Source organism: Actinacidiphila sp. bgisy144 (assembly GCF_057708105.1).
In genome coordinates this window covers 1-18,606 of sequence record NZ_JBYIRM010000033.1, presented here as the reverse complement: position 1 = coordinate 18,606, position 18,606 = coordinate 1, and the positions used below count along the sequence as shown (strand labels likewise).

The window sequence follows — 18,606 nt, the reverse complement described above, 5'->3', positions numbered from 1 at the left end:
CGCGGGGTGCGGGGTGCACGGGGTGCGGGGTGCGCGGGTCTCAGCCGACGGACGCCTTTGCCGCGGGCAGGTGGACCAGGCGGCCGTCCGCGGCGCAGGAGGCGTAGACGGACGCGACGGTCTCGACGACCTCGCGGCCGTACTCCGCGGGCACGGCGGGCGGCGCTTCGCCGCGTACGGCCGCGGTGAAGGCGGCGAGCTGGTCGTGGAAGGCGGTGGCGACGTCGGCGGCGGACTCGGCGGCCAGGAGGACCGGTGCGGTGCCGTCGTCCGGGTGCAGCACCGCGCCGCTGCCGCGGGCGACGCGCAGCGTGCCGTGGTCGCCGATCACGGTGAGTTCGTCGCGGGCGGGCAGCAGGGTGCTGGTGACGGTGATGTGCGCGGTGATGCCGCCCTGGAGTTCGAGGCGGGCCAGGACGTCGGTCTCGACCGGCAGGTCCCCGCGGCGGACCGCGGTGGCCGCGACCGCGACCGGGCGGCGGCCGGTCAGCCACAGCAGCCGGTCCACGCAGTGGGTGCCGATGTTGATGAACACCCCGCCACCGGAGACCGCGGGGTCGAAGAACCACGCGGGCCGGGTGCCGGGCCGGTAGTCGGTGCTGCGCCAGTCGTGCACGGCCCGCACCGCCCCGACGGCGCCGGCCTCCAGCGCGGCCTTCGCGGCGGCGACCGGCGGCAGGAAGTGCTGGATGTGGCCGACGAACAGGACCACCCCGGCCGCCGCGCAGGCGTCCGTCATGAGGGCGCAGTCCGCGACACGGGTGGCCATCGGCTTCTCGACCAGCACGTGCAGGCCCGCGGTGGCGGCGGCGGTGACGATGTCGGTGTGCAGGGCGTGCGGGGTGTTGACGACGACGGCGTCCACCGCGCCGGAGGCGACGAGGTCGCGGTGGTCGGTGAAGACCGCGGCGGCATGCGGCCCGGCGACGCGGCGCGCGGCCTCGGGGACGATGTCGCAGACCGCCGTCACCCGCACGCCGGGGATGCCTGCCGCGGCTTCGGCGTGCAGCGCGCCCACGGCGCCGGCGCCGATCAGGCCCAGCCTTGTGTCGGTCACGTGGTGCTCTCCTCGCGGGTGGTGGTCCCGGTGTGCTGCGTGGCTCCGCAGGACTGCCGGACGATGATGGTGGGGCGCAGCAGGACCCGGCTGCGGGCCAGGTCCGGGTCGGCCAGCCGGCGCAGCAGGGTGCGTGCCGCGGCCTGGCCGAGCTGCCGTTTGGGCGGTGCGACGGCGGTCAGCGGGATGTCGGCGACCTCGGCGATCTCGTCGTCGTAGGCGACGAGCGCGAGGTCGCCGGGCACGGTGAGTCCGGCGCGGCGGGCGGCGCCGAGCAGCAGCGCGGCCTGCCGGTCGCCGAAGCAGACGGCGGCGGTCACCTCGGCCTCGCGCAGAGCGGCCAGGCACCGGTCGGCGGCCGCGGGGCTCCACTCCTGGCGGGCGGCGCGGAACTCCACGGTGGCCAGGCCGCGTTCGCCCGCGGCCTGGTGGAAGCCCTCGGCGACGGGGCCGGAGGTGGGGCTGGGGTGGCGCAGCACCAGGCCGATCGCCTGGTGGCCGAGGCCGGCGAGGTGGCGGACGGCGTCGTAGGCGCCGGCTTCGTGGTGGGTGCAGACGTACTCGTTGGTGCCTTCCAGGGCGGCGTCGCGGCGTTCGACCAGGACGGTCGGCACGGGCAGGGCGGACAGCCGGGCGAGGTAGTCGCGGGCCGGTTCGGGGCCGTTGAGGGTGGGGACGAGGAGCAGGCCGTCGACGCCGGCCTCCAGCATGTCCCGGACGTCCTTGTCCTCGCGCTTCTGGTCGTAGTCGGAGCAGGCGAACAGCAGCCGGGCGCCCGCGGCGGAGAGCGTCTCCTCGATGCCGCGCAGGACCGTCGGGTAGTAGAAGGCGGTGTCGGGGACGCTGACGCCGACCAGGGCGCGGCCGGGTCCGGGGGCGCTCGGGGGGACGACGAAGGTGCCGGAGCCCTGCCGCCGGACCACCAGTCCCTCGGCGACGAGTTCGTCCACGGCGCGGCGCACGGTGCTCACCGAGGTGCCGCTGCTGCGGGCGAGCTCCTTCTCGGTGGGCAGCCGTCCGTCGGCCGGCCAGATGCCCTGGCGCACCTGCTGCCTGAGCTCGGCGGCCAGTTGGCGGAACTTCAGCTCGTTCGCTCCGGTCATGGTGTCCTCAATCCCCCAGCGGCTCGGTTCACTTGACGGAGCCGACGGTCATTCCCTCGATGATCCGGCGGCCCAGCCATACGTAGCAGGCGAGCACCGGCAGCACGACCAGGGCCACGCCGGCGAACAGCCCGCCCCAGTCGGCGCCGTTGTACTGCATCTGCTGGAGGAAGCCGAGCAGCGCCAGGGAGAGGGTCTGGTGGTCGGTGGTCTGGATGAAGACGAGCGCGAAGACGGTCTCGCCCCAGTGCTGGATGATGTTGAGGGTCAGCACGGTGACCAGCCCGCCGCGCGCCATGGGCAGCATGATCTGCCAGAAGGTCCGCAGGGGTGTGGCGCCGTCGAGCGCGGCGGCCTCCTCCAGTTCGACCGGGAGGGTGGCGAAGAAGCCGGTGAGGAAGAACACGGCGAACGGCAGGGACGTCGCCACGTAGACGACGACCAGGCCGAAGAGGCTGTTGACCAGTTGGAGCCGGTTCATGAGGACGAACAGCGGCAGCATCGCCATCTGGGCGGGGATGCCCAGGCCCAGCGCGAAGGACAGGGTGAGCACGGAGTTGAGCCGGGTGGTGATGCGGCTGAGGGCGTAGGCGGCGGGCGCGGCCAGCAGGACGGTCACCACGGCGGTGCCGCCGACGACCACGACCGTGTTGAGCGCGGCGTGCCCGAACTGGCCGCTGGTCCAGGCCCGGGCGTAGTTGCCCCACTTCAGGGTGTGCGGCAGCCGCCAGGGCGAGCTGAAGATCGCGTCGGAGGTCTTCACCGAGGACAGCAGCAGCCACAGCGCGACGAAGACGTTGAAGGCGGCGAAGAGCCAGACCAGGGGCACGCCGAGCAGCCGGCCTGCGGTGAGCCGGCGCAGCCGGCGGGCGAACGGGCCGGGCGAGCGGCCGGGGCTGGCGACAGCCATCGGGGGTGCCTTCCGTTGACGGGGGTGCGGTGCGGGCGGGGCGGTTGGGACGCCCGGAAGGGCGGGCGGCGCGGCTCAGTACTGCACGGAGTCGCGGCGCATGAAGCGGCGGATCAGGACGACGAGCACGCCGACGAGGGCGAGCATGACCACCGCGCTGGCGGCGGCGGAGCCGTAGCGGGGCACCCCGCCGGACGCGAACGCCTCGCCGTAGGTGTACAGCGCGGTGTTCCACACGCCGGTGTCGGGCATCTGGCCGGCGGCGCCGGCGAAGGCGTAGACGAACTCGAAGACCTTCACCGCGGAGATGGTCCACAGCACCGCGCACACGCCGACCACGTCCCACATCAGCGGCAGGGTGACGTGCCGGAACTTCTGCAGCGCGCCGGCGCCGGCCAGTTCGCAGTCCTCGTACAGCTCCGGCGGGATCTGGTCGACGGCGGCCATCAGGATGGTGGTGTAGAAGCCGGTGGAGGTCCACACCAGGCCGATCAGGATGACCTTGAAGAGGTTGCCCTGGCCGAGCCAGTTGGTGGTGGGCAGGCCGGTGGCGCGGGTGAGGGAGTCGACCGGGCCGCCCTGCTGGAAGAGGAAGCCCCACAGGATGGCGATCACGACGCTGGGCACGATGTTGGGGAAGAAGAGGATGGAGCGCGCCGCTTTGCGGCCCTTCATGTCGCGCAGCACCATGGTCAGCCCGAAGGAGACCAGGAAGGTCAGCCCGCCGGCGCCGAAGACGATCCACAGGGTGTTGGTGAAGGAGTGCCGGAAGGTCGGGTCCTGGAAGATCCGGCGGTAGTTGTCCAGCCCGGTGAAGGTCATCGGGCCGGCCCCGGCCCACTTGTTGAGGCTCAGCCACAGGGTGAACAGCGAGGGGCCGGCGAAGAAGACGACGTACACCGCGGCGGCGGGCAGCACCAGCGGCCAGAACAGCTTGCGGCGGCGGGCGGTGAGCGGGCTGGGCCGTACTCCCCCGGGCGCGGTGGGGGCGCGCCGCCGGGTGGCGGCGGGGGCGTCCGGGCGCAGCGTGCCGGCCGCCGTCACGAGGCCGTCTTCCAGTAGGAGGCGGACTGGGAGGCGAGCTTGCCGGCGAAGGACTGCGCGGTGAGGTGGCCGGTGAGGAAGCTGGTGTTGAGCGGGAGGAAGACCTTCGTGTACCACTCGGCGGCGGTCTCCTTGACGCCGTCCAGGGTCTTGACGACGTGGCCGGAGGCGATCGCCTTCTGCGCGTCGGCGAGTTCGGCGGGGGCGGCGATGTCCGCGCGCGGGGTGATGTTCTTGGCCTGGGTGGCGATGCCCTGGAGGCGCTCCTTGGCGAGGAAGTAGGCGATGAACTTCTTGGCGGCGGCGGCGTGCCGGGCCTTCTTGGGGATGGAGAACCCGATCAGCGAGATGTCCTGGGAGGTGTCGCCGCCGGCGGTGAACGCGGGGAACGGGAAGGAGCGGTAGGTGAAGCCGGAGGTGGCGAAGGTGGCGGTCTCGCTCGGCGCGAAGGTGCCCAGCAGCAGGAAGTCGGACTTGCCCTTGGCCCATTTCTGCTGCACCGCGGGCCACTTGGAGCCGTCGTAGCCCTTGGTGAAGTCGTCGGCCTTGACCAGGGCCTCGATGGGGCGCAGCGCGTCCACGAAGCCGGGCGCTTTCAGCAGTGCGCCGGACTTGTCGGTGGCGGCCTTGCCGAAGGCGCCGGGGCCCAGGCCGCGCAGCACCGCGTAGTACGTCCAGTAGGCGGCGTAGTCGGGGACGTCGGCGTCCAGGGCGAGCGGGCCGTCGCCGCGGGCGGCTTTGCGGGCGGCCAGCAGTGTGCTGAACTCCGCCCAGGTGGCGGGGGGTTTCGCGGCGACGTCGGGCAGGGCGTGGCCGTCGTACCAGATCTGGGTGGTGACGATCTCGTAGGGGATCTGCCACAGGGTGCCGGCGGTGGTGCTCAGGGAGTGGTACTTCGCCGGGACGACGCTGCCGACGGTGCTGCCGCGCTCGCCGGGGATCGGCAGTTCCAGCACCGGGGTGAGGTCCAGCGCCTGGCCGGTGGCCTGGAGTTGGGCGTAGGCGAAGCGGTCGGAGGAGTCGACGAGGTCGGCGGGGACGTTCCCGGTGTTGAGGGTGGGGGCCAGTTGCTGGATGACCTGGCGGCCCTTCCACTGGACGCTCACCTTGATGCCGGTGTCCTTGGTGAACCGCGCGATCGCCGCCTGGAGCACCTTGGCCTGGGGTTCGTCCTGCTTCCACATCGACCAGTAGGTGAAGGAGTTCGCGCCGCCCCCGCCGGAGCCGGAACCGGAACCGCAGGCGGCGGTGAGGCCGGCGGCCGTGGCGAGGACCGCGCCGAGGACGGCGCGGCGGGCGAGGGGACGGCCGGTCTCTGCGGCGTCCGTGGACTGTCTGGCAGCGGACATACCTGCACTCCTCGGGTGACGGTGACCCTGGGTCGGGGAAGGCGTGGCCATATGATTGCCTCAGAACATTGCCGAGAACAAGCGCTCTTAGAGCGTATGAATTGCAGATGACTCGCGGTTCTCGTGAATCATTGCAGGAATGTTTCCAGCGTCCGTGTGAACCACCAGCTGATTCATTACTTATTCATACGCTTGCAGCGATTGACTGGCCGCGGCACCGGCACTGAGCATGTGAGGCGTCCAGCCGGCCCGCCCCGGGCCCGGCGCCGCACCTGCTTGGAGCGCCATGGCCAGCCACGATCCGGACCGCCCGAACGTCCTGCTGATCCTCTCCGACGACCAGGGCCCGTGGGCCATGGGATGCGCCGGCAACCACGAGATCCACACCCCGCACCTGGACGCGCTGGCGGCCGGCGGCGTGCTGCTCAGCCGCTTCTTCTGCACCTCGCCGGTCTGCTCACCGGCCCGCGCCTCGCTGTTCACCGGCCAACTGCCCTCCCAGCACGGCGTCCACGACTGGCTCTCCTACCACCACGCCGGCCGCACCGGCATCGACTTCCTCGCCGGCCGCACCCTCTTCACCGATCTGCTCGCCGGCGCCGGGTACCGGCTGGGCCTGAGCGGCAAGTGGCACCTGGGCGCCAACGACCGGCCCCGCCCCGGCTTCGTGCACTGGTACGCCCACGAGAGCGGCGGCGGCCCCTACCGCGGCGCGCCGATGTACCGCGACGGGGTCCGCACCGAGGAGCCCGACTACCTCACCGACGCCCTCGCCGCCGACGCCGAGCGCTTCCTGGCCGCCGAGGCCGAGCGCCCCGAACCCTTCCACCTCTCCTTGCACTTCACCGCGCCGCACAAGCCGTGGAAGGGCCAGCACCCCAGCCGCTACACCGCGTTGTACGAGGACTGCGCCTTCGAGACCTGCCCGCAGGGTCCGCCGCACCCCTGGCAGCCGTTCGCCGACGACGGCTCCCCGGTCGGCGGCGAACCCGACACCCGGCAGGCGCTGATCGGCTACTTCGCGGCGACCACCGCGATGGACGCCGCCATCGGCCGGGTCCTGCACCGGCTCGACGCGCTCGGCCTCACCCGGTCCACCCTGGTCGTCTTCACCAGCGACAACGGCTTCAACGCCGGCCACCACGGCATCTGGGGCAAGGGCAACGGCACCTTCCCGCAGAACATGTACGACAGCTCGGTGCTGGTGCCCTTCATCGCCGCGCAGCCCGGCCGCATCCCCGGCGGGCGCGTCTGCGACGCCCTGCTGTCGCAGTACGACGTGCTGCCCACCCTCGTCGACCACCTCGGCCTGGACCACGCCCCAGACCCGCAGCTGCCCGGCCGCTCCTTCGCCGCCCTGCTCGCGGACGCCGGGCACCCCTCCGGCCACGAACGGGTGGTCGTCTACGACGAGTACGGCCCGGTCCGCATGATCCGCACCCGCGACCGGAAGTACGTCCACCGCTACCCGCACGGCCCGCACGAGCTGTACGACCTCGCCGCGGACCCCGGCGAGGAGCGCAACCTCGCGGAGGCACCCGAGCACGCCGGCACCCGGGCGGAGCTCGCCGCCCGGCTCGACGAGTGGTTCGCCCGCTACGTCGACCCGGCCCTGGACGGTGCCCGCCTCCCCGTCTCGGGCAGCGGCCAGCGCACCCCGGTCGCCCCCGGCACCCTCCCCACCGCCTTCGACCCGCCCCCGGGGACGTGAGCGCACCGCAGGCTCACCAGGCACGCAAAGGGGCCCGGCCCCACGGGCCGGACCCCTCCCCTGCGCCCTACCGCGACCGCGTCACGCAGCGGTGGCGCTCCGCGCCAGCGCGCGGGCCTTCTCCGCCCACTCCCCCGTCCTTCCGATCGAGGAGGTCAGCTGCTTAACCGCCGCGGTGATCTCCTTCACGGGCTTGCGCAGTTGTCGGCTCATACGGACCAATCCCTCCAGGGACTCGCCGAAGGAGGCGGCCTGCACTAAACCCTCCTGCGCCATCTCCGCCAGGGACGTCAACTGCTCCAGGAACTCTTCCGCCCCTTCACCCCGCTCCTCGGGCAGTGTCATCTCGATCAGGCCGAGTGCGGCACGCACGCCGCTGTCCATGGTCGCCATGCGTCCCGCGAACCTCTCCGCGACCGTGTTCAGTTCGGTAGCCGGCCCGCCGAGTGCCCGTGCGTACCGCCCCACGGCGGCGAGCCGTGCACTGGCGGGCGCGTTCGCATGGGCCAGATCGAGCACCTCGACGCTGGCCTGCTCGGTGAGCGTCACGATCGTCTCGACCGTCTTCGTGATCTCCTCCAGGTCGGAGGTCACCTCGCCCACTCCGTCCTCGATCACGACGAAGTCGTCCAGCAGCCCGGGCGGGTCCTCGTCCGCCTCGCCGCCCTCGTCCTCGGTCGGTGTCGTACCGTCACCGGTCTGGAGCCCACGTAGCACCCTTGCGGGCGTGAGGAGTTCGAACCCGTCCCGGAGTCCGGCCTCCAGAGCGCTCTCGATCTCGCGGCGTGCGGCAGCCAGATGGCTTCGGGTGCGCTGGTACCGGATCGTCCTGATCGACGCGATGTCGAAGGGCAGTTGCGCAGCTTCCCCGATGTGGATCGTGGGCTTGCCGGTGATGTGCCGCAGGCCCAGTTCGTACATCACGTTGGGGTTGCCACCGGTGACGTCCGCGATGACCAGATCGGACTCGACGACATGCCGACAGATCTGCTCGTTGATGTCACCGGCGTGCGCGATGCCGTCCGCGCGCAGCACGGTGATGCCGTGCTTCGCGCAGGCAGGCGCGATCACCTGCTCGAAGACGGCCAGGTGGTGCTCGTACGCCTCGTGTTCAGGAGTGCCGTAGGCGGCATGCGGATCGCCGATGGGGCCGACGGCGAAGCACTTCAGGGGCTGGTCCGGCTTCTGCCGCAGCAGGGACGGGATGCTCATGTCGAAACCTCCGATACATGCGGGTGGGTGTTGTCGAACCTGGCGTCAGGTGACGCGTCGTCCTCCAGAGGCACGGCGTAGACCGGCCGTTCCTCGATGCCGAGGGCACGCAGCAGGCCGGCCGTGGGGATGCGGTAGCGCCAGCCGAGGCGCAACACGGTGCAGGGAAAGGCGTCGAGGCGGATCAGCTTGTACGCCGTTGCCGGGCAGATGCCGAGGGCTCGGGCAGCCGTCCGCAGATCGACGCTCAGGGGCAGGTCGAGCGCTTCCGCGAAGCCCAGCGGCGGGCCGGACCGCGCGCTCACCGGTCCGCTCCGGTCGGGCGCAGGGCCAGCGTGCCGACGAGGTCGGCCTCCTCGTGGCGGCGCGCGCGGAACACCACGTCGGCCAGGCGGATTCCGTCCCGCCCGCCGCGCTGCCGGGAGCGCGGCTCGGCGAAGCGGAGCGTGGCCTTCAGCCCCTCACGGCGCGGCGGCGGCATGACGTGCAGTTCCCACTCCTCGTACGAGCTGGGCGACTCCTCCTGCGGGTCGACGCGGTTGCGCGCCTCGGCGATCGCACCGACATCGGCCACCGGGATCTCCGCCGCGACGCGCTTCGCGTAAGCCCACATCCGGTTCACCGCGCCCTTGACCAGGAGTCCGCCCATCGCGGGGTCGTCCGGGTCGGCGGCGTCGACGGCTTCCAGTACGGCGAGGACGGCTTCTGCCTCGAGATCGGCACGACCCACCGGCCACTGGCGGGACAGGCGATGCAGGGTCCGGTAGCACCCGGGGAGGAGCAACCAGACGACGAACAGCCGTTCGTCGCTGTCGCCGCGTTCGCCCTGCGCTGCACGGACGGCTTCCCGCAGGACCGCCGCGCCCGCCTCCGCGTCCCGTCGCGGCCCGTACAGGGCGTTCCTGCTCTCTACGGGCGACGTGCGCGGCCCGCATGACAGTTCGAGAACCCTGCTGTCGATTCGGGCGAAGACGCCCTGGGTCCCGGTCGGTGTCATCGTTGCTCCTTTCCGGCATCGTCGAGTCGGAGGTCCGACATGGCTCCGACGGCTCGGCGGCATACCTGTGTGAAGTCGGCAAGGGTGGTCAGGAACTTCCGGTGACGCGCGACGCGCCCCAGGTACGGCATGCCGCCGGCAGACCAGGACGACGGGCCGGGCACAACGGGCGGGTGGATGTGGATGCCGCCGTACACGGCGTGGCCGACGTTGACCCCGTACTCCGCCCACTGGCGGTTCCACCGCTCGGGACGGTCCTCGCCCTCGTCCTCGGCCGGCGCGGTCACTCGGCGGCCCCAGGACCGGTCCGCGCAGGCCACCCGTACGGGCCGACCGTGAGGGCACCGGACACGTTCCCCCCGACCGCGACGCCGTGGTGGACGTGCTGGGACAGCGGCGTCCGGCTCGGAGCGGAGCCCTCGGGCGAGGAGCGCGGCTCCCGAGCGGCGGGTTCACACCGGCGCACCTCGTCGGGGGTGTGGCCCGGCACCCGAATCCAGCCGTACCCGCCGAACTCCTTCACCTGGACGTGGACCCGCACGTACTGGGCCGGGTCGAGGCCGACCAGGCCGGACCGCACGACATCCTGGTACAGCCGGTCCGACACGATGACCGCGAGATCCGCGGTGGTGAGGGCGGCGAGTGCTTCCTTCAACTGGTACGCGTTGACGTAACGCGCCACAGCGACGGGCGCCGGGCCGGCATGCCCAAGAGCGGCGTCCGCGGCCACGCCGATGTCGACCGCCAGCCGCAGCCTGACCCGGGGGGCGGCCGACCGGGCATTGCGGTCCGCGAGGCGCGCCCCGAGATGGTGCACGAACGGGCCCAGCACGGACGTCTCCGGCGTGGTTTCGGGGAGCACGGCGAACTCCATGTCGCCCTGCGGCTGGCGAGCCCAAGTAGTGCGGTCCAGCCCGGTCGCCGCTGCCGCCTCGTCCAGCATCCGGACCAAGTCGGCCTGGACGGCCGACTGGGTCCGGGTGTCGAAACGGCTGTACTGCTCCACGTCCACGGCCAGACACAGCCGGCAGGACGGCAGACCGTCCGGCGGCCGGTACAGGGAGATCTCGTTCACGGCTCATCACCTTTCGGATGGTGTTGGGTGCGGTGCACGCCAACTGTCCGAGAAGGAGGCCGACATCATCGAGAAAGCCGTATTAACGCGAAATCCTTGCCCTCTGCCCGGTGCCGTGCTCGCGACCCCGGTCGACCGGCACGCACAGCCGTGCCTTCTCCCGCAGGCGGCGCAGGTCCCGTACGTAGGTCCGCCGGTCTCCGGTGCTGATGATGCGGTCGTGTCGCAGCTGTGCGAGGTGCTTGTGCACGGTGTTCCGCGTGGACCCGATGAGCTCGGCGAACTCGGACTGCGACAGGTCGACGTCGATGAGCACCGCACCCGAGCCGGGTCGCCCGGGATCGGGCCGCCCGTAGGACTCGGCCAGTTCGACCAGTACACGGGCCAGCCGCACATCGACCTGCTGCCCACCGAAGTCCAGTCGCCAGCGGACGGACCGGCGCGCCCCGAAGGCCACCATGAAGCAAAGGGCCTTCCAGATCGTGGGGTTGGCGGGTTCCAGCTCGCGCCGCTGGACAACGGTGGCGGTGACCGGGCCGCAGGCCGTGACCGTGGCCGAGCGCGGCCCGAAGTCCATCACCGCGAACTCTCCCACGATGTCCCCGTCCATCCTGATGTCCAGCAGCGCGACCCGCTGATCGTCCAGTCGTGCGGTCACCTTCACCAGGCCCTCGTGGAGGACCATCAGCTCCGGCACGTGTTCGCCCTCGCGCATCAGTAACTCCCCGCCGGCATAGAGGCGCGGAGTGCCGAGCTGGGAGAACGCCGCACGTTCCTCGTGCGACAAGGTGTCGAGGAACTTCGCGTGCCTGGTGTGCTCCGATCGGTATGTCATCCGCACAGCACAGCACGCGGCCCCTGGCGGTGCCGGGTGCTCTCAACGCGTCGTCTGATGCGCCGGACGCATGGCAGGGCGCGCGGCGGCGCACATCCGAGGCATCGACCGCACTCCCCCGCCGCCGTCGGCATCGCGGAGCAACCGGTCCCGCTCAGTTCCGATCGATGTCGCTGATCGCCTTGGCCACTCCGTAGGAACCGAGAAGCAGCAGCTCGTCCAGCAGGTCGAGGATCTCGGACCTGCGCGTGGGCGAGGACGCCTGGACGTACGACCGCACCAGCAGCTCGCCGATCTGGTAGGAGTCGGCCGCCGCCCGACGCCGCAGATCGGCCGACGCGGCTCCGAAGACCGCGATGAAGCGGCGGACACACGTCAGAACCAGCTCGTCGATCCGGTCGGGGGCGCGTTCGAGCGTGATCAGCAACTGCGGTAGGGCCGTCTCGAAGGCGAGGGAATCCATCAGTGCGTCAAGTGTCCGTCGGTGCGGTCCCAGCCGCCGGCCCCGCAGTTCGGCCGCTACTTCCGCAGCTGCCTGCCGGACCTCCGCCTCGGGATCGTGGAAGAACCGGACGAGCGCATGATGGGCGAGCGCGGCGTCCCCGGTGTTGCCAAGGCGTACGGCGCACACGCCGGCGGCTCCCTGCCGCTGCGCCGCGTCGTGTCCTGCGAGCACCGCTGCCAGCAGGTCCGGCATCGCCCACTCCATCGCCGCCAGCGCGGCGACCTGTCCGCCGAACCGCCGTACCGCGTCCACGGCGGACGTCAGCATGCGTTCCGCCTGGGGCCGGACCGCGCCCGGGTCCCCGTGCATCAAGGCCACGGCCAGGCGGGACACGTACGGCGAAGCCAGGAGGTGGTCAGGCCCGCGGACCAGCGCGCCGAAGGCGTCGGCGACGGCCTGGCGGTCGTGACCGATCGCGGCGTGAAGCACGCGGGCCACGCACGCCCGGACATCGAGGGACGGAACATCTGCCAGGTGCCGCAGGCGGGGCACGATCGCTAAGGCGCGGGACCCGTCCGGGTCCCGCACGAGCAGGTCGGCGAGCGCCCAGGCTGCGCTGCCCGGCACCGTGTTGATCCCAGCGGTGAGCAGGTCACGCGACGGATCGTCCGCACGCGCGCGATCCGGGTGTTCGGCCGTTCCCGTCCCGTCCGACCCGAGAACGCACTCCAGAAGCATTTCCACCAGGTCGAGCGGAACACTGTCGAGGTATTTCCGTAGCGCGTCTCCCAGCCAACGCTCCTGTTCCGTCTGATGGTGACCCGCGAAGTGGCGTACCGCCGCGAAGACCGGTTCCGGGTCGGCACATGCTTCGGCCTCGCCCAAGCCGCGGAGAAGTGCGGCACCGTAGGCGGGGTGTGTCCCGGCGTCGATCCGCGGCGCGAGCCGCGCGAACCGGTCGGGGTCCGCCACCGTCATCGTGTGGAGCACCAGGGCCAGTTCGCCCGCGCCGCCGGTGAAGTTCGTCCAGTTGGTCTCGTCCCGGCTGTACTTTCGCATGGCGGTCAGCCATTGGTCGTCGCTCATGTGCTGGGCCGACTCCGAAGCAATGGGCGGACCGATGGACCCACCGGTCATGCCCTCCGGCTCGTCGGGCTGACGCCGGTCGCCGTGGAGCCGGCGCAGTTCGCCGAGGCGGCGTGCCGCCCGCTCGGAGAGTCGCGCTTCCGGCAGGGCCGTCAGCAGCGTGAACTCGTGCCAGGGTGAGAGCTGCCCGTCCGGGGGAAGGCGCAGGTGCAGCAGCATGTGCTCCAGCCGCCCCAGGGTCTTGTCGGAGAGGGTCCCCCCGATGGCGAGGAGAACCTCCCGGGTGCCCCATACGACGTTTTCCGCGGAGCCGGTCAGAAGACGGTGGGCACCCTCGAGGAGGATCTCGGCCGACCAGTCGGCGAGGGAGGGACCGGCTGCGGACAGGGCTTGGTAGAGGAGCCACTGCGTGGTGTCGTACGGCAGGCCGACGAGTCCGCGCACCAGCTCGGGCACCCGGGCGGGGTCCTGCCGGGCAAGGAGCCGCAGGGCAGCGGCCAGGCCGTGGACCAGAGCCCCGCCCAGGTCTCTGGGGTCGTCGTCCGCGTGACGGTACGGGAACTGCCGGTCGCGGACCGGCCATCCGTCCGCTGTCGTGCGGGCCGTCGCTTTGACCACCGCCACCAGGACCGGCACCAGCCGAACGAAGAACTCCTCCGGGGCGCCGGCGGCGGCAGCCTCCACCGCGCGGAGGGCCTCGTGGTCCCTACCCAGCAGGAAGGTGACCCGTCCGTGCGGGTCGAGCCGCGGAGAACTCACCTGTTCCGTCAGGAGCACGTCCAGCAACTCGACCGCCCAGCCGGGCTTTCCTTCTGCGAGTTCACTCACCGGAATCCACAGTTCGCGTTCTGCTCCGCCGAACAGGCCGGATCGCACGCCGTCGAGCACGAGGTCGAAGAGGGACCGGCTGCCGGCCAGGCTGCTGCGGAGGACGATCTGCTTCAGCCAGTCCGGGGAGGAGGAATCCGACCTGCGCGCCTGAAGGAGACGGGCCACCCGGTCGGGCAGTGAGTCGGCGACCGAGGCCAGCAGTCGCACAGCTGTGTCCCGCTCGCGCGGGTCGGCGCCGGCCAACCACCTCTCGACGGCCCCTTCCTCGTCCGCGCGCCGGAACCACGCCGGCATGGTGGCCAGGCCGATGAGCGGCTCGCGGAACGCGGGGTGGGTGTCCAGCACCCGGGTGACGACGCCCCATTCGGTGGAACTGGGCTCGTCCAGTCCGCGCAGCACCGCCAGGGTCAGGTCCTTGAGGTGGTAGCGGATCTCCGGGCTGGTGAGCAGCTTTTCGACTTCTTCCGCGAACCTCTCGGGGTCCTCGTCCCGCAAGTGGTCCAGCACCTGCCGGAGCTGCCCCCGCCGAAACAACTCCTGTTCCCCGCCGGTGAGAAACACGACCAGGCTTTCGCCGCGCCGCAGCCAGTCACGCGCAAAGGCGTAGTCGAAGAAACTCTCGTGGAAGAAGGCGAGTGTTCGGCCGTCGCGCACGCAGACGTGCTCGGAGAGCAGGATCTCCCGGCTGGCGGCGAGGTCGTCCGTGTCGAGCAGGCTGTAGGGCACGGAAAGACTCTGCCGCGAGCTCATCGCGGACACGAGAGCGGACATCGCCTCGTGGAAGCGCATGCCGGGCCGATGACGCTCGCAGTCGCGGCGTTTGGCCTCCCAGAAAGCGTCGAACAACTGCCGGGTGCTGTGGAAGGAAAGCGCCTCTTCCTGGTCGCGGACCCGGTCGAGGAGAACCAGATGCAGCGGCGACCGCAGCAGTGTCCGCTGCGATCCGGTGAGCCGGGCCGGTTCGAGCCCCATGCCCGAGAGGGCGGCGTGGACTTGGGCGTCGGTGAGCGACTCGACCGTGATGCGAGTGCAGCTGTCCGCATCGGCAAGCCGGCGGATGCGGTGGTCGGCTTTGGCATCGAACGCACGGCAGGCCAGCACCACCCGCATGTCCGGGTACGCCGCGGCCTCGTCCACGAGGTCCGCCACCGCGTCGAAGGCATCGGGGATGCGTCCCGACGCCAGGCTGACCGCGTCGAGCTGGTCCACCACCAGCACGCACGAACGCCCGTCGGCCACAGCAGCGAGGGCAGCGACCGGCGATCTGCTCAGTCCGACCCGCTGCCCCAGGTCATGAGTCGAGTCGAAAGGTCCCAGCCGGTCGAGACGGAAGGCAAGTACGGCAGTGGCCGCACCGTCGAGAGAGGTGAAGACCTGGTGCAGCACCGAGCTCTTCCCACCGCCCGCCGCACCGACCAGGAGAACCAGCTGACGGGGGTCCGCCCTGATCTGCTCGACGATCCGGGCGGCCTCCTGTCGCGGGATGACGGGCCGGAGCAGCTCGCGCTCGACGGTTGCCGCCCACCTCCGCGTTGTCCGGCTCACCTCGTCGGACACCGCGGTTCCGTCCGCCCGCCCGACGCGCCGCAGTCCGTACGGCGCCAGGCGGTCGGTGAGGGCCGCGGCGTCGAGTGTGGTCCCCAGGTTGTCCACCAGAAGCTGGCCGAGGCCGACCGCGGTCAGCGGGCCTGGACCACCCGCAAGGACCTGCTCGGCCAGGACCGCGTTGGTACGGACAAGGTCCCGTTCGTCGTGCCAGTGGACCCTGAAGCCACGCAGCATGCGCCAGGCGACCTCGGCCGACCCGTAGATGTCGCCCGAGGCCAGGGCCTCGAAGGGGCCGCGGAGTTCCTCGGTCAACCACTCGGCCTCGAAAGAGGCGGCGTCGTCCGCCCGGCGGGCCCGATCTGCCAGTTCGTCGAGCGCGCGGGCGGGGAGTGCGGAGACGAAGCAGAAGGTCCGTCCGGCCGTCACATGGGAACGTAGGTGGTCCCAGATCCCCTTGGCCCGCAGCGAGGCCACGTTCCAGCCGTTGGCGTTCCGGTCCTGCCGTTTGACCTGGTGAACCTCCGTCTCCCCGGCATGGCGGTAGACGAACTCGACCCCCTCGCCCACCGGCCCGCTGGGCTCCAGGCAGATCGACGTTCCCCTGCCCAGGAGCACGTACAGCGCGTGCCTGATGGTCCAGGCGCCCTCGTAGCGGTTGCCGAACTTGTCCGTCTCACCCCCCGGTCGCGGTGACACAGCCCTCCTTACGGCAACTCGGCGGTGAGGAAGCGGTGGAGCACCGCGGCCTCCGCGCGCAGGCGGGCGGCCCGCTCGGCGTGGGCGGGCGAGGTCAGCGAGGCCGCGACCGCCTCCCGTTCGTCGGCCTCGGCCCGTACGACGCCCGCCGCTTCTTCCTCGCTCAGGGCGCGCCGCTCCACCTCGGTGGCCCCCGCCCCGACCGGCGCCTGCTCCAGCGCCAGGCCGCGCAGCGCGCCCTCGTCCACGGGCGCCGCCTCGGCGTTGTCCAGCGCGGCCAGCGCCGAACGCAGCGCGCTCACGGCGGCCCTGTCCCGGGCGCGCATCGCTTCCGGCAGGGCCTGGCGCATACGAAGACGAAGAGACATACCGCGACCCTAGAGCGCCTGCCGCGCCCGCGACCATACGATTTCCGCCCACCCCGCCTGCCCCGCCTGCCCCGCACCACCCGCCCCCGGGGTCCGGGCCGGTCGGCGGGAAACGGTCCGCCGTTGGGCCGGCCGGTGCGACGATGACGGCATGGCGGCCACCGAAACGGACCTCGTGCTCCAGCGCTTCGTCTCCGAGGCGACCGCGGCGGCCCCGGTCGTGGCCGTATGGGCGCACGGCTCGCTGGCGATGGGCGACTTCCGGCCCGGCCACAGCGACTTGGACCTGGTCGCGGTTGTCGAGACCCCGCCGGACGCCGGGCACCGCGAACAGCTGGGGGCCGTCCACCGGCGGCTGCTGGCCGAGGAACCCGCCGCGGCCAAGCTGCACTGCACGTACATGGCGCGGACCGCGCTCGACGACGCCCGCGCCGACCACTTCACCTGGGCGCACAACCACCTCATGGCGCGCCCCGTGACGCCCGTCACCCGCCGCGAGCTGCACGACGGCGCGCTGACGCTGTACGGTCCGCCGGCCGCGGAACTGCTGCCGCCGCTGGCCCCCGGGCAGTTGGAGGAGTTCATCCGGCACGACCTGGCCCGCTTCTGGCTCCCGGCGACCCGCAGCCCGGTGCCCTGGCTGCGGGACATCTGGGTGGACCTCGGCCCGCTGGTGCTGGCCCGCGCCACCGTGACCCTGCGCGACGGGCGCCTGATCACCAAGGGCGAGGCCCTCGACGTGCTGACCGAACTCGGCGCCCCCGCCGACCTGGTCCGCGACATCCGCGACCGCCGCTACTCCGCCCCGCCGCCGATCGGGCTGCCCCGCCGCGTACGCCGTGCCCTGCGGGCCCGCGCCTTCGTCCGCCGCGGCATCAGGCAGCTGCTGGCCGCGCACTGACCCCGGGTCGGCGCAGCCCCCGGCGCGCGGGGTCGCGGCGGGCGGGGGCATCGGGTAGGAGTGGTCGCAGGGTCCGCGGCGGGCCCGGCCGGGCGCACCGCACCGCGCCGGCTGCGACGAGGAAGGGCGACCGGTCGGATGAAGGGATGGCGCAGGGCAGGGACGGGGCACGCGGACGGGCCGCGCGGGGCGGGCGCCGGAGCGCGGCGGCTGCGGGCGGCGGGGTGCGCCGCCGCGGCGGCGGCGCTGCTGCTGGCGGGCTGCTCCTCGGCCTCGGACGGCTCCTCGTCGTCGGCGACCCCGACGACGGCCACGCCCGCGACGGGAGCGACCGGCACGACCGGTACAACCGGTACGACCGGCACGGCCGGCTCCGCGGGTTCCGCGCCCTCCGCCGTGGCCACGACCCCCGCACCGACCCCGACCGCGGGCTCGGCCACCGGGTCGGCGAAGGTCACCGGCACCGTCGCCAGCGGCCTGAACGTGCCGTGGGGCATGGTCCGGCTGCCCGGGGGCGACCTGCTGGTCAACTCGCGCGACACCGGCGTGGTCCAGCGGATCGCGCCGGGCGGCGGCAAGCGCACCGTGGCGGGCACGGTGCCCGGGGTGGTCTCCACCAAGAGCTCCCAGGGCGAGACGGGCCTGCTGGGACTGGCGCTGTCCCCGGGCTTCGCCCGCGACCGGCTGATCTACGTCTACTTCTCCACCGCGACCGACAACCGCGTCGCGAGGCTGACGTACACGCCCACGGCGAGCGCCGGCCACCAGCTCGGCACGCTCCACGTCATCCTCAAGGGCATCCCGCGCAGCATCCACCACAACGGCGGCCGGATCGCGTTCGGCCCCGACGGCATGCTCTACGCGGGCACCGGCGACGCGGAGAACACCGCGCTGCCGCAGGACAAGTCCTCGCTGGGCGGCAAGATCCTGCGCATGACGCCCGACGGCAAGCCGGCTCCGGGCAACCCGTTCGGCCAGTCCGTCGTTTACACCATCGGGCACCGCAACGTGCAGGGCCTGGCCTGGGACCCGTCGGGCAACCTGTGGGCCTCGGAACTCGGCGACCGGAAGGCCGACGAACTCAACCTGATCAAAGCAGGCCACAACTACGGCTGGCCCGCCACCCAGGGAAAGACCAGCCACGCCGGATACACCTCGCCCGTCGCCCAGTTCGGCACCGAGACCGACTCCCCCAGCGGCATCGCCTGGGCCGACGGCTGCATCTGGATGGCCGCGCTCAAGGGCGAACGCCTGTGGCGCATCCCGCTGGACGGCACCCGGCTCGTCGCCGCTCCGCAGAGCGAACTCGTCTCCACGTACGGCCGGTTGCGCACCGTTCTCGGCTACGACGGCGCTCTGCTGGTGACCACCAGCAACACCGACGGCCGGATCAGCCCCAAGTCGGGGGACGACAAGATCCTGAAGGTGAAGGTGAGTT

The 18,606-nt window shown here is 72.0% G+C and carries 16 protein-coding genes; 3 read left to right on the top strand and 13 right to left on the bottom strand.

Translation table 11 applies throughout. The features are described from left to right. Positions 1-40 precede the first annotated feature (40 nt). The 5 genes from AC3EVP_RS29860 to AC3EVP_RS29840 form a co-directional block, all read right to left on the bottom strand. Complete coding sequence (locus tag AC3EVP_RS29860; protein ID WP_435135263.1) at positions 41-1,057, bottom strand: Gfo/Idh/MocA family protein; 1,017 nt, start codon at positions 1,055-1,057, stop codon at positions 41-43. Beyond that, complete coding sequence (locus tag AC3EVP_RS29855) at positions 1,054-2,160, bottom strand: LacI family DNA-binding transcriptional regulator (protein WP_435135261.1); 1,107 nt, start codon at positions 2,158-2,160, stop codon at positions 1,054-1,056. The genes AC3EVP_RS29860 and AC3EVP_RS29855 overlap by 4 nt, the downstream gene beginning before the upstream one ends. 28 nt (positions 2,161-2,188) lie before the next feature. Further along, entirely contained in the window at positions 2,189-3,070 is an 882-nt protein-coding gene (locus AC3EVP_RS29850) for a carbohydrate ABC transporter permease (RefSeq protein WP_335980538.1), read from the bottom strand. Between the two features lie 75 nt (positions 3,071-3,145). Then, positions 3,146-4,114: a carbohydrate ABC transporter permease gene (locus AC3EVP_RS29845; RefSeq protein ID WP_335980539.1), complete on the bottom strand. Its 969-nt coding sequence runs from the start codon at positions 4,112-4,114 to the stop codon at positions 3,146-3,148. Continuing rightward, positions 4,111-5,463 (bottom strand): ABC transporter substrate-binding protein, encoded by a 1,353-nt coding sequence (locus AC3EVP_RS29840; RefSeq protein ID WP_435135257.1) that lies wholly within the window; start codon positions 5,461-5,463, stop codon positions 4,111-4,113. The genes AC3EVP_RS29845 and AC3EVP_RS29840 overlap by 4 nt, the downstream gene beginning before the upstream one ends. Positions 5,464-5,749: 286 nt before the next feature. On the opposite strand from AC3EVP_RS29840, the gene AC3EVP_RS29835 reads away from it, so the two are divergent. After that, on the top strand, positions 5,750-7,174 hold the full coding sequence (locus AC3EVP_RS29835; RefSeq protein WP_435135254.1) for a sulfatase family protein: 1,425 nt from the start codon (positions 5,750-5,752) through the stop codon (positions 7,172-7,174). Positions 7,175-7,255: 81 nt separating this feature from the next. On the opposite strand, the gene AC3EVP_RS29830 is transcribed toward AC3EVP_RS29835, so the two are convergent. The 8 genes from AC3EVP_RS29830 to AC3EVP_RS29795 form a co-directional block, all read right to left on the bottom strand. Further along, entirely contained in the window at positions 7,256-8,386 is a 1,131-nt protein-coding gene (locus AC3EVP_RS29830; RefSeq protein WP_435135251.1) for a hypothetical protein, read from the bottom strand. Next, positions 8,383-8,691, bottom strand: coding sequence for a DNA-binding protein (locus tag AC3EVP_RS29825; protein WP_335980548.1), 309 nt, complete (start codon positions 8,689-8,691; stop codon positions 8,383-8,385). Before AC3EVP_RS29825 ends, AC3EVP_RS29830 begins: the two co-directional genes overlap by 4 nt. Beyond that, positions 8,688-9,383: a hypothetical protein gene (locus AC3EVP_RS29820; protein WP_435135249.1), complete on the bottom strand. Its 696-nt coding sequence runs from the start codon at positions 9,381-9,383 to the stop codon at positions 8,688-8,690. The genes AC3EVP_RS29825 and AC3EVP_RS29820 overlap by 4 nt, the downstream gene beginning before the upstream one ends. Further along, complete coding sequence (locus AC3EVP_RS29815) at positions 9,380-9,670, bottom strand: hypothetical protein (RefSeq protein ID WP_435135246.1); 291 nt, start codon at positions 9,668-9,670, stop codon at positions 9,380-9,382. Before AC3EVP_RS29815 ends, AC3EVP_RS29820 begins: the two co-directional genes overlap by 4 nt. Continuing rightward, on the bottom strand, positions 9,667-10,458 hold the full coding sequence (locus AC3EVP_RS29810; protein WP_435135243.1) for a hypothetical protein: 792 nt from the start codon (positions 10,456-10,458) through the stop codon (positions 9,667-9,669). The genes AC3EVP_RS29815 and AC3EVP_RS29810 overlap by 4 nt, the downstream gene beginning before the upstream one ends. An 82-nt stretch (positions 10,459-10,540) precedes the next feature. Then, positions 10,541-11,293 (bottom strand): Crp/Fnr family transcriptional regulator, encoded by a 753-nt coding sequence (locus tag AC3EVP_RS29805; protein WP_435135241.1) that lies wholly within the window; start codon positions 11,291-11,293, stop codon positions 10,541-10,543. A 154-nt stretch (positions 11,294-11,447) separates the two neighbouring features. Beyond that, entirely contained in the window at positions 11,448-15,677 is a 4,230-nt protein-coding gene (locus AC3EVP_RS29800; protein WP_435135238.1) for an nSTAND1 domain-containing NTPase, read from the bottom strand. Positions 15,678-15,907: 230 nt separating this feature from the next. Further along, positions 15,908-16,225, bottom strand: a complete 318-nt coding sequence (locus tag AC3EVP_RS29795; protein WP_435135359.1) for a hypothetical protein — start codon at positions 16,223-16,225, stop codon at positions 15,908-15,910. Between the two features lie 193 nt (positions 16,226-16,418). On the opposite strand from AC3EVP_RS29795, the gene AC3EVP_RS29790 reads away from it, so the two are divergent. Further along, on the top strand, positions 16,419-17,168 hold the full coding sequence (locus tag AC3EVP_RS29790) for a nucleotidyltransferase domain-containing protein (RefSeq protein WP_335980563.1): 750 nt from the start codon (positions 16,419-16,421) through the stop codon (positions 17,166-17,168). Positions 17,169-17,306: 138 nt separating this feature from the next. Next, a partial coding sequence (locus AC3EVP_RS29785) for a PQQ-dependent sugar dehydrogenase (RefSeq protein ID WP_435135234.1) occupies positions 17,307-18,606 on the top strand: 1,300 nt, incomplete at its 3' end.

Bases quoted from the DNA above. Each gene is read 5' to 3' on its own strand.
- AC3EVP_RS29855 (WP_435135261.1), bottom strand. From the start codon at position 2,160: ATGACCGGAGCGAACGAGCTGAAGTTCCGCCAACTGGCCGCCGAGCTC.
- AC3EVP_RS29850 (WP_335980538.1), bottom strand. From the start codon at position 3,070: ATGGCTGTCGCCAGCCCCGGCCGCTCGCCCGGCCCGTTCGCCCGCCGG.
- AC3EVP_RS29840 (WP_435135257.1), bottom strand. From the start codon at position 5,463: ATGTCCGCTGCCAGACAGTCCACGGACGCCGCAGAGACCGGCCGTCCC.
- AC3EVP_RS29835 (WP_435135254.1), top strand. From the start codon at position 5,750: ATGGCCAGCCACGATCCGGACCGCCCGAACGTCCTGCTGATCCTCTCC.
- AC3EVP_RS29830 (WP_435135251.1), bottom strand. From the start codon at position 8,386: ATGAGCATCCCGTCCCTGCTGCGGCAGAAGCCGGACCAGCCCCTGAAG.
- AC3EVP_RS29820 (WP_435135249.1), bottom strand. From the start codon at position 9,383: ATGACACCGACCGGGACCCAGGGCGTCTTCGCCCGAATCGACAGCAGG.
- AC3EVP_RS29805 (WP_435135241.1), bottom strand. From the start codon at position 11,293: ATGACATACCGATCGGAGCACACCAGGCACGCGAAGTTCCTCGACACC.
- AC3EVP_RS29795 (WP_435135359.1), bottom strand. From the start codon at position 16,225: ATGCGCGCCCGGGACAGGGCCGCCGTGAGCGCGCTGCGTTCGGCGCTG.
- AC3EVP_RS29790 (WP_335980563.1), top strand. From the start codon at position 16,419: ATGGCGGCCACCGAAACGGACCTCGTGCTCCAGCGCTTCGTCTCCGAG.